At 69.7% G+C, this 14,967-nt stretch carries 14 protein-coding genes; 2 read left to right on the top strand and 12 right to left on the bottom strand.

The annotated features are described in order from the left end of the window. Positions 1-82 precede the first annotated feature (82 nt). From purD to G4Z16_RS20595, 12 genes are all read right to left on the bottom strand, one after another. Positions 83-1,426 carry a phosphoribosylamine--glycine ligase gene (gene purD, locus G4Z16_RS20540; protein ID WP_197352178.1) on the bottom strand — a complete coding sequence of 448 codons (1,344 nt, stop codon included), beginning with the start codon at positions 1,424-1,426 and terminating at the stop codon, positions 83-85. Continuing rightward, positions 1,423-2,685 (bottom strand): ATP-grasp domain-containing protein, encoded by a 1,263-nt coding sequence (locus G4Z16_RS20545; protein WP_197352179.1) that lies wholly within the window; start codon positions 2,683-2,685, stop codon positions 1,423-1,425. Before G4Z16_RS20545 ends, purD begins: the two co-directional genes overlap by 4 nt. 23 nt (positions 2,686-2,708) lie before the next feature. Continuing rightward, positions 2,709-3,797, bottom strand: a complete 1,089-nt coding sequence (locus G4Z16_RS20550) for an ornithine cyclodeaminase family protein (RefSeq protein WP_197352180.1) — start codon at positions 3,795-3,797, stop codon at positions 2,709-2,711. Between the two features lie 4 nt (positions 3,798-3,801). Continuing rightward, a complete protein-coding gene (locus tag G4Z16_RS20555; RefSeq protein WP_197352181.1) occupies positions 3,802-5,166 on the bottom strand; it encodes a DegT/DnrJ/EryC1/StrS aminotransferase family protein in 1,365 nt (454 codons plus the stop codon). After that, on the bottom strand, positions 5,163-5,438 hold the full coding sequence (locus G4Z16_RS20560) for a hypothetical protein (protein WP_197352182.1): 276 nt from the start codon (positions 5,436-5,438) through the stop codon (positions 5,163-5,165). The genes G4Z16_RS20555 and G4Z16_RS20560 overlap by 4 nt, the downstream gene beginning before the upstream one ends. A gap of 182 nt (positions 5,439-5,620) precedes the next feature. Then, positions 5,621-6,748: a fatty acid desaturase gene (locus tag G4Z16_RS20565; RefSeq protein ID WP_197352183.1), complete on the bottom strand. Its 1,128-nt coding sequence runs from the start codon at positions 6,746-6,748 to the stop codon at positions 5,621-5,623. A gap of 28 nt (positions 6,749-6,776) precedes the next feature. After that, on the bottom strand, positions 6,777-7,556 hold the full coding sequence (locus G4Z16_RS20570; RefSeq protein WP_197352184.1) for a HalD/BesD family halogenase: 780 nt from the start codon (positions 7,554-7,556) through the stop codon (positions 6,777-6,779). A 744-nt stretch (positions 7,557-8,300) separates the two neighbouring features. Continuing rightward, complete coding sequence (gene allB, locus G4Z16_RS20575) at positions 8,301-9,677, bottom strand: allantoinase AllB (RefSeq protein WP_197352185.1); 1,377 nt, start codon at positions 9,675-9,677, stop codon at positions 8,301-8,303. A 107-nt stretch (positions 9,678-9,784) separates the two neighbouring features. Then, positions 9,785-10,510 carry an aspartate/glutamate racemase family protein gene (locus G4Z16_RS20580; protein WP_197352186.1) on the bottom strand — a complete coding sequence of 242 codons (726 nt, stop codon included), beginning with the start codon at positions 10,508-10,510 and terminating at the stop codon, positions 9,785-9,787. Between the two features lie 67 nt (positions 10,511-10,577). Continuing rightward, complete coding sequence (locus G4Z16_RS20585; RefSeq protein ID WP_197352187.1) at positions 10,578-12,098, bottom strand: NCS1 family nucleobase:cation symporter-1; 1,521 nt, start codon at positions 12,096-12,098, stop codon at positions 10,578-10,580. Positions 12,099-12,371: 273 nt separating this feature from the next. After that, positions 12,372-13,061, bottom strand: coding sequence for a GntR family transcriptional regulator (locus G4Z16_RS20590; protein ID WP_246530967.1), 690 nt, complete (start codon positions 13,059-13,061; stop codon positions 12,372-12,374). 167 nt (positions 13,062-13,228) lie between these two features. Continuing rightward, positions 13,229-13,516, bottom strand: a complete 288-nt coding sequence (locus tag G4Z16_RS20595; RefSeq protein ID WP_197352188.1) for a GrpB family protein — start codon at positions 13,514-13,516, stop codon at positions 13,229-13,231. Positions 13,517-13,611: 95 nt separating this feature from the next. Here G4Z16_RS20595 and G4Z16_RS20600 point away from each other — a divergent pair, with 95 nt between their 5' ends. Together G4Z16_RS20600 and G4Z16_RS20605 are read left to right on the top strand one after the other, a co-directional pair. Next, positions 13,612-14,154, top strand: coding sequence for a GNAT family N-acetyltransferase (locus G4Z16_RS20600; protein WP_197352189.1), 543 nt, complete (start codon positions 13,612-13,614; stop codon positions 14,152-14,154). Positions 14,155-14,413: 259 nt separating this feature from the next. Beyond that, a complete protein-coding gene (locus G4Z16_RS20605) occupies positions 14,414-14,959 on the top strand; it encodes a DUF1707 SHOCT-like domain-containing protein (RefSeq protein WP_197352190.1) in 546 nt (181 codons plus the stop codon). The last annotated feature ends 8 nt before the right edge of the window (positions 14,960-14,967 follow it).

Raw genomic sequence — 14,967 nt, forward strand, 5'->3', positions numbered from 1 at the left:
GAGGCCTCCTTGATCTTGCCGGTGGACATCCGGCGAACCGGTGAGCAGGCAGGAAGCCGGACGAGGGCTCGCGTGCGTGAGGTCATGCGAGGGCCTTCTCCCTGGACGCGGTGAGCCCGATGTCGTCCCGGTAGCGCATGCCGGCGAAGGAGATCCGCTCAAGTCCTCGGTACGCGCGGGCCCGTGCCTCCGGGAGAGAGGAGCCCGAGCCGACCACGTGCAGCACGCGTCCGCCGCTGGTGACCGGCTGTCCGCCGGCGCCGAGCCGCAGGTTCGCGCAGTAGACGGCCGCCTCGCCGGGGTCGACGTCATCGAGGCCGTTCACCCTCTGCCCCGAGGCGAAGGCGCCGAATGGCCAGCCCGGCAGCGCCTCCGGGTCCGACGGGTCCAGGCTGCCCTGGGTCAGGGCGACGCTGCAGCGCACCAGGCCGTCCGAGACGATCTCCCGCCCGGCCAGCTGCCGCCGGAGCACCGCCCGGCACAGCTCGGTGAAGTCGCTGCTCACACCGGGCAGTACGACCTGCGCCTCGGAGTCGCCGAAGCGGGCGTTGAGTTCGATGACCTGAAGACCGTCGGTGGTGATCATCGCGCCGATGTACAGGAACCCGGAGAAGTGCAGGCCCTCCGCGGCCAGTCCGCGGACCAGCGGGTCCAGCAGGGTGCGGCGGATCTCGGCGTCGAGGTCGGGGCCGGCCGAGGGGTGCGGCGCGATCGAGCCCATCCCGTCGCAGTTCTTCCCGAGGTCGCCTTCGAGCGTGCGCTTGAAGTCCCGTGCGGTCGGCAGCAGCAGTGCGTTCTCGCCGTCGAGCAGGGCGAAGACGGAGACCTCCTCGCCGCTCAGCCGCTGCTCGACGACGACGTGGAAGCCGTCGCCCGACTCGTCGGCGAAGTGGTCGACCGCCCGCAGGGCCTCCTCGGCCGACGAGCACACCACCGACCCGTCGCCGTCCGGCGTGAGCCCGTCCGTCTTCACCACGCACGCGTACGGCAGGGTCTCGATGTACGCCCTGGCCCCGGCGGGATCGGTGAACGCCCGGTAGGGCGCCGTGGGGATGCCGTGGTCGGTGCAGAAGCGCTTGCCGCGCTCCTTGCTCGCTTCGAGCAGGGCGGCCTCCCGGGTGGGGCCGATGGTGCGGTGGCCGGCGGCGCGCAGGGCGTCCACCAGCCCGATGGAGAGGCCGTCGATGTGCGAGACGAAGACGAAGTCGACCGGATGTGCGTCGAGGAAGGTCAGCACCGTCTCCGGCTCGGTGACCCGGATCGAGTCCGCGACGACGATCCGGTCCTCCTGGACGACGTCGCATCCCGGCCCGTAGTAGACGGTGACGTCCGGGTCGGTGCGGGTGAAGAGGCGGCAGAGGGCGTGGCCGCGGCCGGTCCCGTCGACGACGAGGACCCGTGGCGGGCCGTCAGTGCGCTGGGTCACGGCTGCTCACCGCCCAGGTGACCGCCGAAGGCGACACGGGTGGCCGGGATGTCGCCGAGAGCAGCGCCGTTGAAGACCGTCTCCCGCCGTGCTTCGAGCACCTTGCGGTGTGTCTCCGCCGGGGTGTCGCCGGAGACGGTGAACATGGCCACGGCGTCCAACTGGTCGGAGCGCCCGGTGAGTTGCTGCCCGAGCTTCTTCATCAGCCGGCGGGTGGAGGCCTGCGCCGGGAACGTCAGATCCCGGAACTCCCTGACCCCGGGCGGCGGCATCACCAGCACATCGGCGGCGCAGCGTGCGGGTTCGCCCAGCTTCGCCATGTCCGGTTCGAGACCACAGGCGATGTCCGTCAGATACGCCTCGAAGGGCAGCCCGAACGCCTCGTTCACGAGCACCGTCGCGGCCAGCCCGGCGAAACGCAGGTTGAAGTCGATCAGCTCCACCGGCCCCTCCTCCGGGACCATCACCTCCAGGTGCGTCGGCCCGTGGAAGATGCCCAGGCTCCGGTGGAGGCGCTCGCAGGTCTCGATGATCTCCACCCGCCGCGGATGGTCGTACGGGAAGAACAGTCCCTGCTCCACCACCGGGTTCTCCGCGAGCACGTAACGGCCTGTCAGGCCGACGTGGTGGATGGTGCCCTCGTGGACGAGCGACTCCACGGACAGCAGCTCGCCCTCGGCCTTCTCCTCCAGGACGAATCCGCTGCCGCGCAGGATGTACTCCTTCATCAGCGGGTTGATGACGTCCGCGGCCTCCGCCTTCCGGGCCGCCGCCCGCAGCTCGTCGAGCGTGGAGACGATGTAGCACAGCGCGCTCCCGGTGCCGTGCGTCGGCTTGAGCACCGCGGGGCCGGCGAACTGCCACTCCTCCCACCGGAGCGCCTCCGCCAGCGTCACCGACCGCAGCCGGGAGAGGCCCTCGGCGTACAGCTTTCTGCGGACCTCGCCCTTGTCGAGGGTCAGCCGGGTCTCGCGCATGCCGTTGCGGGGCAGCCCCACCTGCTCCCGCAGCTCCGTCTCGTACGTGAGGGTGTGCTCGAACCCGGCGTACGTGCCCGCGATCTCGTACGAGCCGCGGACCTTGTCGAGCAGCGCGCGCACCGCGTCCCCGTCGGACCAGGACTCCACGTGGAGCAGTTCGTCGACCACCCCCTCGGGGACGGCGAAGTCGCCCGAGTCGCGCAGCGGATCGTGGTTCAGCGCCACGACGTGGAAGCCGCGGGCCTTCGCCTCCTGCGCCACCAGGACCATCTGATTCATCAGCTCGAAGAGAACAAAAGCCTTCAACGTTCAGCCTCTCGGTCGGTGGTTGACGCGGCCCGCCGGGCGGCCGGGGCCGGAGCGGCGGATCCGGGACGTTCATCGGGACGTTCGGGGGAGGAGAGCCGGACGAGATGGCCGAGGTCCTGGTCCACCGAGCGCCGGTGGATCAGCTCGCAGGCGACGACGTCCTCAACCGGCAGCCCCAGCGAGGTGAAGACCGTCAGCTCCTCCTCGCCGGTGCGGCCCGGGTGGCGGCCCGTCAGCACCTCGGCGAGCTCCACCGGCTCGGCGACCCGGAAGCCCTCCCTGCGCGGGATGAGCAGATTGCCCGCCTCCCGGGCGGCGGCCTCCCGGTTCTCCACGAAGTGCGAGGCCCGCGCGACGAGTTCCGACGGAAGCTCCCGGCACTCCGGCCCGTAGGCGCCCACGCCGTTGATGTGCACACCGGACGTCGGGAGGCCCGCCGGCAGCACCGGCTCGGAGGCCGACGTCACGGTGCAGATGACGTCGGCTCCTTCGACGGCCTCCGCCGCCGTGGCCGCGGTCTCCAGAGGAAGGCCGAGATGCGACGCCCACTCCGCGAGGGCTCGCGTGCCCTCCTCGGTCCGGCCGTGGACCCGTACGGACGTCCAGTTCCGCACCTGCGCCAGCGCGGCCAGATGACCGCGTGCCTGTACGCCCGTTCCCAGCACCGCGAGCGTCCGTGCGTCAGGACGGGCCAGATGTTCCGTCGCCACCGCGGAGACCGCGGCCGTGCGGATCTCGGTGAGCGCGGTCGCGTCCAGCAGCGCCAGCGGCTCACCGTGCACGGCGTCCATCAGCAGCACCAGGCCCTGGATCCGGGGCAGTTCTCGCTCCCTGGCCCGGGGGAAGAGACTGAGGAGCTTGACGCCCAGCAACGGTCGGTCGCCGCCGGTGGTGGCGGCCGGCATCAGCAGGGCCAGCCCGCTCGCTCCGCCGTCCCCGGCCGGGTCCACCACGACCCTCGGATGCTGGTACAGCTCGCCCGCGTCGAAGCCCGTCAGGGCACGGACCATGGCGTCGGCCGCGTCCTGCGGGGGCAGCAGGGCCCGCACGGTCCGCTCGTCGATGATGCGCAGGTCGGTCATGGCCCTACCCCGCTCCCGTTCCGTGAAGTGCCGGTGTGCTGCTGGGGGCCGGACTGCCCCGCAGAACCGGACTGCCCCGCATGGCCGGTCTGCCGTGCAGGGCCCGCTCCAACGAGGCGGCCAGGCAGTCCACTTGGCCGTCGCTGAGGGACGGGTGGCACGGCAGGTTCATGTGCTGCTCGAACCACAGCCGCTCGGCCGTCGGGCACTCCCCGTACCGGTGGCCGCGCAGCCGCCACTCGGGCAGCAGGTGCAGCGGGAAGTAGCGCAGATACGTCTGCACCCCGTCGGCGGCCAGTTGATCCAGGAGTTCCTGCCGGCTCACCGGCCCGCCCGGCTCCACGAAGAACGTGAACAGGTGGTACGAGTGCTCGGCGCCGTCCGGCACCCGCGGCACCCGGATGCCCTCCACCCCGTCGAGTACCTCGGTCAGCCGGGCGGCGATGCTCCGGCGCCGGCCGACAAGCTCCGGCAGGCGCTCCAGCTGCACCGTGCCGACCGCCGCGGCCGGCTCGCTGAGCGTCGCGTTCGTCCCCGGGTGCCGCAGCGTCACGCAGTCGTGCGTGTAGGCGAGACCCGGGTAGAGCGCCCCGGCGGCGGGCCCGGCCGAGTCCCCGAAGGCATGCGGCGCCGGCACATGGTCGGCGTCCGGCTCGTTCGCCCGTATACGGGACAGCCGCTCGGCCCAGGCGTCCCGGTCGAACGCGACCATGCCGCCCTCGCCGAGGGTGCTGATGTTCTTGCTGGAGTGGAAGCTGAAGCACGCGAGGTCTCCCCGCGCCCCCGCCGGCCTGCCCGCGTCCGTCGTCCCGAGCGCGTGCGCGCAGTCCTCGACGATCAGCAGGCCGTGCCGTTCGGCGATGCGGCGCAGCGCGGCCATGTCGGCCGGGTGGCCGCCGTAGTGGACGAGCACGATGGCCCGCGTGCGGTCGTTGACCAGTTCCTCGACGCGCCGCGGGTCGATGTTCAGCGACTCCGGCAGCACATCGGCGAAGCGCACGGTGACGTCCTTGCCCAGCAGGGGCTGGACGGTGGCCAGATACGTCTGCGGGGTGGCGATCACCTCGTCACCGGGCCGAAGGTCCAGCAGGTGCAGAGCGAACTCCAGGGCGACGGTGCCGCTGGTCACGCTGAACGCATGGCGCCTGCCGAGGTGTTCGGCGAACCGGGACTCGAACTCCGCGCGCCGTTCGCCCGCCGAGAGCGTCCGCCCGAACAGCACCGTCTCGCGTACGGCCTCGCACTCGCGGCTGCCGAAGACGCTCCCGATGCCGGGGTAGGGCACCTTCACGGCGGGCGCCGCGGACGGGCCGGCGGCCCTTGAGCGTTCGGGCGGCTCCGCGGTGACGGGCGGCGTCGTGCGGCTCATCGGGCCTCCGCCAGTAAGGTGCGGCGCAGCCGCAGCACGGCCCGCAGCAGATCCTCGGGGCACTCCTCCAGCGCGTCCTCCAGCTCCTCGCAGGCGACGCGGGCGGCGCGGACCAGATGCCGGTCCTGCGGGGGCTCCCGGTGGTACTGGAACGCCAGCATCTCCAGCGGCGCCATCAGACGGATCAGCACGGTTTCCGGAGCCTCGACCAGCCAGTGGTCGAGCCGGTCGGACTCCACGAGCCCGGCGACGGCCTCGCGGACGGACGGCATGTCGAGCTCTTCTGGCGGGTTCCCGCGCATGGGGGCCTTCCGGGTCGGTTCGATGACGGGCCGCTCACCGGCGGGAATCGGGCTGACGGGCAGGGCTCTTTCGGGCGTCGCCCTGCCGGGCACGGCTCTTTCGGGCGTCGCCCTGACGGGGATCGTTCTGCCGGGGCCCGCTCTGCCGGGCGTCATTCGGCGGGCACCGGCGTCGGCGCCGCCGCGGCCTGCGTCTGCCAGCCGCGCACGCTGTTGCCGACGTACACGTGGCTGAGCAACCCGCCCCACGCCTCGTAATAGCGGTCGGCCCTGCCCTCGGCGAGGTCCTCGTTCCGCACCCAGGAGGAGTTCGCCCAGTCGCACTTGGGGCGCACATGGTGCAGGTCGTGCTGGACGGTGTCGCCGACGAGGACGAACATCCGGTACGGCGCGTACACCAGCACCATCCGGGCCCACCAGCCGGACCGGGCGAGCCACCGGCGGGCAGCGCCGAGGCCCCGGGTGTCCGGCACCGCCTCGCCGCAGAACCGGCCGAAGGTGAGCTGGTCGCGCTGCGCCCGGGTGAGCCGCTCCGCGTTGTCGAACAGCCACCAGCGGTGCTCGCTGAGGGTGTAGAGCAGCGTCTGGTTCTGGAAGAAGAAGGTGACGGGCACGACCCACAGCAGCAGCCACTGGACCCACCAGCCGGTCAGGGCCAGCGCGGTCAAGGTGGCGGCCAGGCAGGCGTAGGCCATGGCGAGCCGGTAAACCGGCTGGCGGGAAAGGAAGTTGGCCCTGATCCGGCCGGAGATGAACGCCCAGTGGTGCTTCGGTGAGAACACGGCCCGCACCAGATAGCGCCGGAACTCGGCCTCGGACATGCCCGGCCGCGCCCCCGTGGCCCGCAGGTACAGCGTGTCGCCGTCCCGCAGGGAGCAGGGGAACGCGTGGTGCAGCAGGTGCTCCTTGCGGTTCTCGTCGTACGGCGGCCGCCACAGCAGGGTCGTGACGATCTCGCTGACGACCCGGTTGCCGGACTTCCCCTGGGTGACCATCTGGTGCAGCGTCTGGTGCACCAGTACGACATCGAGCCTGCGCATACCGCCTGCCGTGGTGAGCCAGCCGAACAGGAGCAGCGGCACCATGCCGAACCACGGCAGGGTCAGGGCGAGGACGCCCAGGCCGATGCCCGCCGCCGTCTGAGCGACTCCGGCCAGCGCGGCCAGCGCCGGACTCCACCGCACCCGCAGGGTGTCGCCGGAGCGCGGCACCCCGGTGACCCAGGTGAGGAACGGCTGGGTGAACCGAGGCAGATCCTGCATGCTTTCGCGTGGTCGCATCACGAACTCCCCTCGTGCCGCGCGTACTTCAGCCGCGCGGGTCCGTCGTCCCACCGAAGAGCGCATCGTTCGTCTCGTGGGTGAGCGGCATGGAGAGGTCGGCCGTGCTCGCGAGCGTCATGTTGACGATCGTGCGTCGGCCGTCGCCGCGGATCGGGAACACCCGGTGCATGGTGGTGTTCGTCTTCACCAGGTAGGCGTCGCCCGGCTCCAGCGCGTACGACCGGACCTGGCTGCTGAGCAGCGCGCCGTAGACGTCCGGGTTCTCCTTGTCCCAGGAGGTGTGCGGCACGGCCTGGATGAAGCCGCCCTCGGTGTAGTGCGGTGCCTCGAGCACCAGGATGATGCCGTAGGTGTAGTCGTCCCAGTGCCAGCCGTGGGTGTCACCGGACTTGTCGAGCCTGCTGATGACGTAGTGCTCTCCCGCGTACGGGCACGTGTGGACCTGCTCACCCACGACCTCCGAGCACACGTCGAGCAGCGTGGGGGAGAAGTAGAACGCGTCGATCAGCGGGCCCTCGTCCTTGATGACCGGCTGGCCGACCGTCGTCATCCGGCGAGGAGTGTTGTCGGTGATCTCGAAGACAAGGTCGTGAGTGGTGCCGTGCCGGTCCATGATGGCGCAGGCCTCGTCCTTGATCACTTCCTGGAGGTCCTGCGGGCATAAGCCGTTCAGCACCACGACGTGCTCCGAAGCGAACTTCTCGCGCAGCTCCGCCATCCGGTCGGGGCCGAAGTTCTCACGCACGTGGCCGGCGAGACGCCCGTTCACGTCGGAGGCGGTGATCAGGGCGGCGTTGTTCGTCATGATGGTGTTTTCCTCGTCCCATTTAAGTCAGATGAACAAGGCAGGGGAGAGTGCAGTACGGGCAACCGGTCATTCGGCGGGTTCCGCGAATTCCTTTGTGCGTCAGGGCTGGTCGCCGGGCACAGCGAACCGGCGCATCGAATCGACGCGGCGCTTTGACGCGGCAATACCTGAAGTGAATTCCTTCAGGCAGAAGGAACCCTGCGGAAAGGGCCTTGAAGGTCTATCGGGGCGTGGATGGGATCCACGAGAGCACGGGCAGGTCCGGGCTTTCTCACGGTTGCCCGAATTCCTCACTCCGGAGGGGTGCAAGGCCCCCGGTTCCCGGGCCAATGGGTCTGTGCGAACGGGCCGTGCTGGGGCGCTGCAAGTTTATTCATATTTCCCCCGCGTGCTGACGTCGGCCCAGAATTCAGCCGAAAAGTCTGGCAAGTCCTCATTGACTCGCTGAAGTTAACAGGGGCTCGTGAAAGCGTCAAGGGTTTTGCCGGGCAGGAGCTCGGTACGAAGTATGCATTCTTCGGCGATTTGTTGCTTTGTTTCCTTTGGGGTTGTTGATCGAAAAGCACCGCCGAGGAGATCGGTGCCGACCGTGCGCCCACCCTTCGTCGTTCCGGGAAACGATCATTGTGGGTAAGGGGAGACGATCTTCGACGACGCCGATGCGATGCCGAAGGTCACCGATGGGAGCCGGGCAGCGCGCAGGCGAGTCTGTTTGTGCTGCGGACCGGTGTCCCGGCTCGCTCACACTTCGCCTCTTTTCAGCAACTCGCCCCGGGGTGCGGGCGATTCAGTTCCGGCGCCGGCGATCTGAACGCCCCTCAGCCAGGTGCCGCGCACGGTGCCGGCGAGGGTGCGGCCGTGGTAGGGCGATACGGGTTTGCGGTGGTGCAGGCCGTCGGCGTCCACGACGAACGCGTCGTCGGGAGCGAAGACGCAGAAGTCGGCATCGTGCCCGGGAGCGATGGCTCCCTTGTGCCGCATGCCGGCCTGTCCGGCGGGATTGCGCGACATCCAGCGCACGACGTCGGACAGCGTGTGCCCGCGCAGGCGGGCCTGCGTCCACACCGCGGAGAGTCCGACCTGCGGTCCGGAGACGCCGCCCCAGGCCACGCCGAAGTCGCCGATGCCGAACCGTTCGAGGTCAGGTGTGCAGGGCGAGTGGTCGCTGACCACGCAGTCGATGATGCCGTCGGCAAGGCCCTCCCAGAGCAGTTCGCGGTTGCGGGCCTCCCGGATCGGCGGACAGCACTTGAACTGTGTGGCGCCGTCGGGGATCTCCTCCGCGGTGAAGACGAGGTAGTGCGGACACGTCTCGACCGTGACCCGCACTCCGTCGGCACGGGCCGAGGCGATCATCGGCAACGCGTCGGACGACGACAGGTGGAGGATGTGCACTCGGGCGCCGGTCCTGCGGGCGAGTTCGATGACCTGCGCGATCGCTGTGTTCTCGGCACCGCGCGGCCGGGAGGCGAGGAAGTCGGCGTATGTTTCGCCGTGGGCGGCCGAGGCGTGTTCGATCGCATCGGAGTCCTCCGCGTGCACGATCATCAGCGCGTCGTGCTCGGCGACTTCGCGGAGTGCGTCTTCGAGTTCACCGGGGTTCAGCGGCGGGAATTCGTCCACCCCCGAGGGCAGCAGGAAGCACTTGAAGCCGAAGACCCCGGCATCGTGCAGTCCGCGCAGTTCCGTGAGGTTGTCGTCGACGGCGCCGCCCCAGAAGCCGACGTCGACGTGCACGCGGTCCCGCGCGGCCTTGCGCTTCACCTTCAGCGCGTCGACGTCGGTGGTCGGCGGAAAGCTGTTCAGGGGCATGTCGAGAAGGGTGGTGATCCCGCCTGCGGCGGCCGCGCGGGTCGCCGTCGCGAACCCCTCCCACTCGGCCCGGCCCGGGTCGTTGATGTGCACGTGGGTGTCGACCAAGCCCGGAAGCAGCACCTCGTCGGCGGCGAGCTCCACGACGCGCGCGGCACGGAAACCGGCGTCCAGCGGGCCTTGCGCGACGATCTTGCCATCACGGACGCCGACGCTGCCGGGCCCCTCTCCGTCCGGTCCGGCCATCCGTCGCGCGCGGAAGAGGACATCGAGCTCCGCGGTGGGCTCCGCGGCAGGTTCGGACATTGCGGCCACCCCTCGCCTTCGTCGTCGAAAGATTGCAGGAGCAGCCTTCGCGCTGCCCCGGAACCGAGTCCGGTGAAGACGCCTGGCGCGCCTTCCGCGGCACTCGGTCACCGCCGGGAGATCGGCCAGCCCGTGATCGTCTTCGGTGGCGGTGGCGCCCAGCTGCCGACCTTGGACGTGCTGAGGCCGAGCCGTACGAGTGACTCGGCGAGGGCGACCCCGGCCGTGACACCGTCGACCACCGGCACCCCGACCTCGGCCTGCACGCCTTCGGCCACGCCCGCCATGCCCGCGCATCCCAGGCAGATCACGTCGGCGCCGTCGGCCTCAACCGCCCAGGTAACCTCCTCGACGACTCGTTCGCCGGTACGTTCGAGATCGTCCTCCAGGTCGAGGACCGTCATCTCGGTGGCGCGGACCGAGGCGCACCGGGATGCCAGCCCGATCAACTGCAACCGGTCGTGGATCTGCCCCCTGGTGCGCTTCAGCGACGTCACCACGGAGAAGCGCCGTCCGAGCAGGCAGGCCATGTGCGCGGCAGCCTCGGTGATGTCCACGACGGGTTTGTCGAGGAGCTCGGCCACACCCTCCTTGCCGTGTTCGCCGAAACCGGCCAGCACGACTGCGTCGAAGGGTGCCTCGACCGCTTGCAGGCGGTCCATCACGGCGACTGCCGAGAGGTAGCTCTCGAAGTTGCACTCCACGGATGCAGGCCCGAACTCCGGTGTCACCGCCACGATTTCGGTCCCGGGTGCCGCAGCCTTCACTGCCTGCTGGCGGATGGCCTCGGTGACGCTCCCGGTGGTGTTGACATTGGCGACGACGATGCGCATGCGGCTCCTCTCAAGGTGGTTCGTGGAGGTGGGACGGCGACGACCGGCCACCGCCCCCACGACCGGCTCAGTGGATTCCGGCGGCGACAGTGCTCTGCCCGAGGTGCTCGCCGGAGACGTCGGTGAAGGTCTGGTTCCTGTCGGCCACGACGTAGTAGAGGCCCCCGGCCAGCAAGGCACCGATGAACCAGGAGAACGCCGAGAGGATCTCGAAGGCGGGCATCAGCGCGAGCACGGTCGCGATCGCGGCGGACGGCAGGAAGGCGATCAGCGCTCGGGGGTTGAAGCCTCGGCGGTAGGCGTACTCGCCGTCCCGGTCCGTGGTGTAGAGCTCGGGAACGTTGATCTTCGCCCGGCGCAGCAGCCAGTAGTCCACCATGATCACCCCGAACAGCGGGCCGAGCACGGCGCCGAGTCCGGACAGGAAGACGTTCACCACCGTCGGGCTGTTGTAGAGGTTCCACGGAAGTACCGCGACGGCCAGAATGGCGCTGATGATCCCGCCGCGACGGAAGTTGATGTACTTCGGCGCGAGGTTCGCCAGGTCGTACGCGGGTGAGACGAAGTTCGCCACGATGTTCACGCCGATGGTGGCGAAGGCGAACATCAGCGCGCCGACGACCAGGACGAACGTGTTCGGAACGCGCGCGATGATCTCCGCGGGATCGGTGATGATCTTGCCGAAGAGGGCGTAGGCCCCGGCCGTGACGACGATCGAGACCATGGCGAACGCCGTGAAGTTCACCGGAAGGCCCCAGAAGTTGCCGCGGATCACCGAGCGGGTGTCGGGCGCGAAGCGGGAGAAGTCGCAGAAGTTCAGCATCAGCGTGCCGTAAGTGGAGATCGTCAGTCCGGCGGCGCCGAGCATCTCCCACCACATGGACGGGCCGGACAGCGCGTTCGGCGGGATCCACGAGATCCGGTCGCCGGCCAGTACGAACACCCACACGGCCATGGCCAGCATGACGATCCAGACGACCGGGCCAGCCCAGTCCTGGAACTTGCGGATGATCTCCATGCCGAAGGTGAGGATCACCAGCTGGACCACCCAGAGCCCGATGAAGCAGATCCATCCGAGGCTGGACAGGCCCAGAATCGAGTCCTGGGTCATCGGCTTCAGATCCGGATCGATGCGCAGCGCGAGCACGACCACCGCGAGCGAGGCGAGGTAGGTCTGGATGCCGTACCACGCGATGGCGATCACGGCACGGATCAGCGCCGGGATCTGAGCGCCGTGGATGCCGAAGCTGATGCGGGACATCACGGGGAAGGGCACCCCCGTCTTCTGTCCCATGCGTCCCATCAGGTTCATGCCCCAGAACACGACGAGGATCCCGATGAGCAGGGCGAAGAACGAGGGGACTGCACCGAGTCCGATCGCGAACAGACCGGCGGCGAACGTGTAGTTGCCGATGTTGTGCACATCGTTCATCCACAGCGCGAAGATGCTGTACGTCTTCCAGCGGCGCTCGGCGGGCGGCGCGAGGTCCTCGTTGTAGAGGCGTGAGCTGAGGGGTCGGGCCGGGCGATGAGGTGGCGGCTCCAAGGAAGTCACCGCGGTTGTGGCGTGGGCGTGCTCAGGAGACATGGCTGCTCCTAGTTACCGCGAAACGGATTCTTTCTTCCGCGATGCGAAAGTATATTTGAACGTATACGTAAGCTAGGAGTGGTCGGCTCCGGGGTCAAGAGCTGACGCACACGATGAGCGCACAGCTCTCGCTGAGCAATGGACGAGCCGGAACCTCGCGTGACACCTCTGCATCCGGTGTCGAGCCCGCGACCAGGGGAACCCCGCGTGCGCGGGGGCCGGAGCCCGTATCGGATCCCTCGCTGCCACCCCCGTCGGTGGCCGGAAGCCGTTTCAGTACAGGACGCGGTCGAGGACCATCATGCGACTCGACCGCACGTGCCGTCGCGCCACGTCCTGCGCCCGCTCCACATCCCCGGCCACGACCGCGGCGTGCAACTCCTCGTGCTCGCCGCACACCCGGTCGGGCTCCCGGTTGATCCGGAACAGCCATGCCAGACGCCCGTGCAGCGGCTCCAGCATGGACGCGAGCACCTCGTTGCCGGACAGCACGACGAGCTGGTCGTGGAACTCGGCGTTGGCATCGGACATCGTCTCGACGTCGCCCGCCTCCCATGCGCGGCGTGCCCGGCCGGCCAGCTCGCCGAGCCGGTCCGCGGTCTCCGACGGTGCGCGCTCCGCCGCCAGCCTCGCCGCCAGCACCTCCAGCGCCTCGCGGACGTCGAAGAGCTCCTCGACCTGCCGGCGGCCGAGACTGCGTACGAAGACCCCGCGCCGCTGCGGCAGCACGTCGACCAGGCCCCCGCTCTGCAACATGCGGATGGCTTCGCGCACGGGCACCCGGGAGACGCCGAACTCTACGGCGACCTCCTGTTCGAAGATCCGGTCGCCCGGCCGCAGGACGCCCTGACTGATCCTGGCCTGCAGCGCATCGTGGATCTGGTCCCGCAGCGGTGCGCGCCGACCGGAACCGCCCGAGCCGGATCGCAACCCGGACTTCCCCGTAGCGGGGTCCTCAGCCACGGACACGGAACCTCCTCAGGTGGTCGCACCCCAGCCTAAGCTCTGCTCCCGGGACCTGGCCGGGGTGTGCCGGGCGCCGAGGCTGAGCGGAGCACGGCCCGTCGCGCACGCCGCCTCACACGGAAGCCGCCGGATGTCCGGCCGGGCGGTGCCCGCCGGGCCCGGGCTCACTCCTCCCGAACAAGCACGAGACGAAGGTCGCGAACGGCACGCTCGTGGTCCACGACGCGCCGGATCAGCTCCGTCCTGCGCTTGCCGTACGCGGGTCCGTCGGCTCCTTCGCCTGTGGCGCGCTGGTTCAACTCGCCGTACTCCCTTGCCACTTGCGGATGCGATCGCATGTGGTCACGGAAGAGCCGCTCGTTGCGCGTGTCCCAGGTGCCGGCGGTGACGTCGTCCAGGGTGGCGACCGACGCCGTCAGGCCGATCACCGGCTCGGCGGCCGGATCCGGCACGGAGGTGTCGCCCAGGAGGTGTACGGCATTCGCCGTTCTGCCGGACGCCCATAAATGGGTTGGCCGCCCGCAGCTCGGTCGGATAGGAAGACCGCATGCTGAGGGGGAGCAAGATCGGGCTCAGGGCCCGGCACGAGGACGACGTTCCGATCCTGCAGGCCGAGCTCCACGACGACGTCGTCAACGCCTCGCGGGCCGAAGGCGGGCCGTGGCGGCCGATCACGCACGGCTCGAAGGACGCACCCTTCGTGGTGGACGACAAAGAGCAGAAGCACGTCTCCTTCTCCGTGGTGGAGCTGGACGGCGGCACGCTGATCGGCAGCGCGAACCTGTGGGGCATCGACAACCACAACCGGTTCGCGCACATCGGGCTGGGGCTGCTGCCGCCCGCCCGCGGCAAGGGCTACGGCACCGACGCCGTCGCTGTGCTGTGCCACTACGGGTTCGTCGTGCGCGGCCTGCACCGGCTGCAGATCGAGACGCTGTCGGACAACGCGGCGATGCTGCGCTCCGCCGAGCGCAACGGCTTCGTCCGCGAGGGCGTGCTGCGCTCCTCGGCCTGGGTGATGGGCGAGTTCCTCGACGAGGTGCTGCTCGGGCTCCTCGTCAAGGACTGGAAGCCGGACTCAGAGGGTTAGGGCGTCCGCCCGTAGGTCACGGGCGCCCCACTTCGCCGAGACCGAGTCACGGGCGCCCCACTGCGCCGAGACCGAGATGGGTCGCGGCCCACCGTGGCGCAGTTGAGTAACGTCGCCCCGCCCGCCTCGTGGTGAGCTGGCTTCCGTCTGCCACCCGCTCATGGCATCGCGGCCGCGGACCACCGCAGACACCGGCAAGGCGCTGCGTCTATCGTCGCGGTTGGTGCCGTACGGCTGCTGTCGCTGCTATGAGAAACGGATGACGTCCTCCATGCCCCAAGACATGTCGGCGCGGATCTCCGACGACCATCGCGAGACGGCGATCGAGCGTCTTCATGAGGCGTTCGCCGAGGGGTACATCACCCAGGAGGAGTTGGACGAGCGCCTGCAGGGAGCGCTCACCGCCAGGACGCACGGCGACTTGGTGCCGGTCCTGGACTCGCTGCCCGACAGGGACGCGGGCCCGACCGTCGAGATCGAGGCCGTGGGCGGACGGATCCAGCGGCGCGGTGCGTGGCGGGTGCCCCGGACGTTCAAGGTCGAGTCGGAGTTCGGCAAGGTGCATCTGGACCTGTCCCGGGCGGTCATCGAATACCCGGTGATCGACATCGAACTGCGGCTCCGGTTCGGCCGGGCCCGGCTCGTCCTCCCACGCGGTGCGACGGTGGACTACGACGGGCTGAGCGCGGACTGGAAGCAGCCGGTCCACAAGGCCGGGCGGCGCGGCAGCACGGGTGGGCCGCACATCCGGATCTCAGGAACCATGGGGTTCGGCAGGCTGAAGATCAGGCACCGCGGCCGTTGATCCGCGGC

This window comes from Streptomyces bathyalis (genome assembly GCF_015910445.1).
In the GTDB taxonomy this organism is placed as follows: Bacteria; Actinomycetota; Actinomycetes; order Streptomycetales; family Streptomycetaceae; genus Streptomyces; species Streptomyces bathyalis.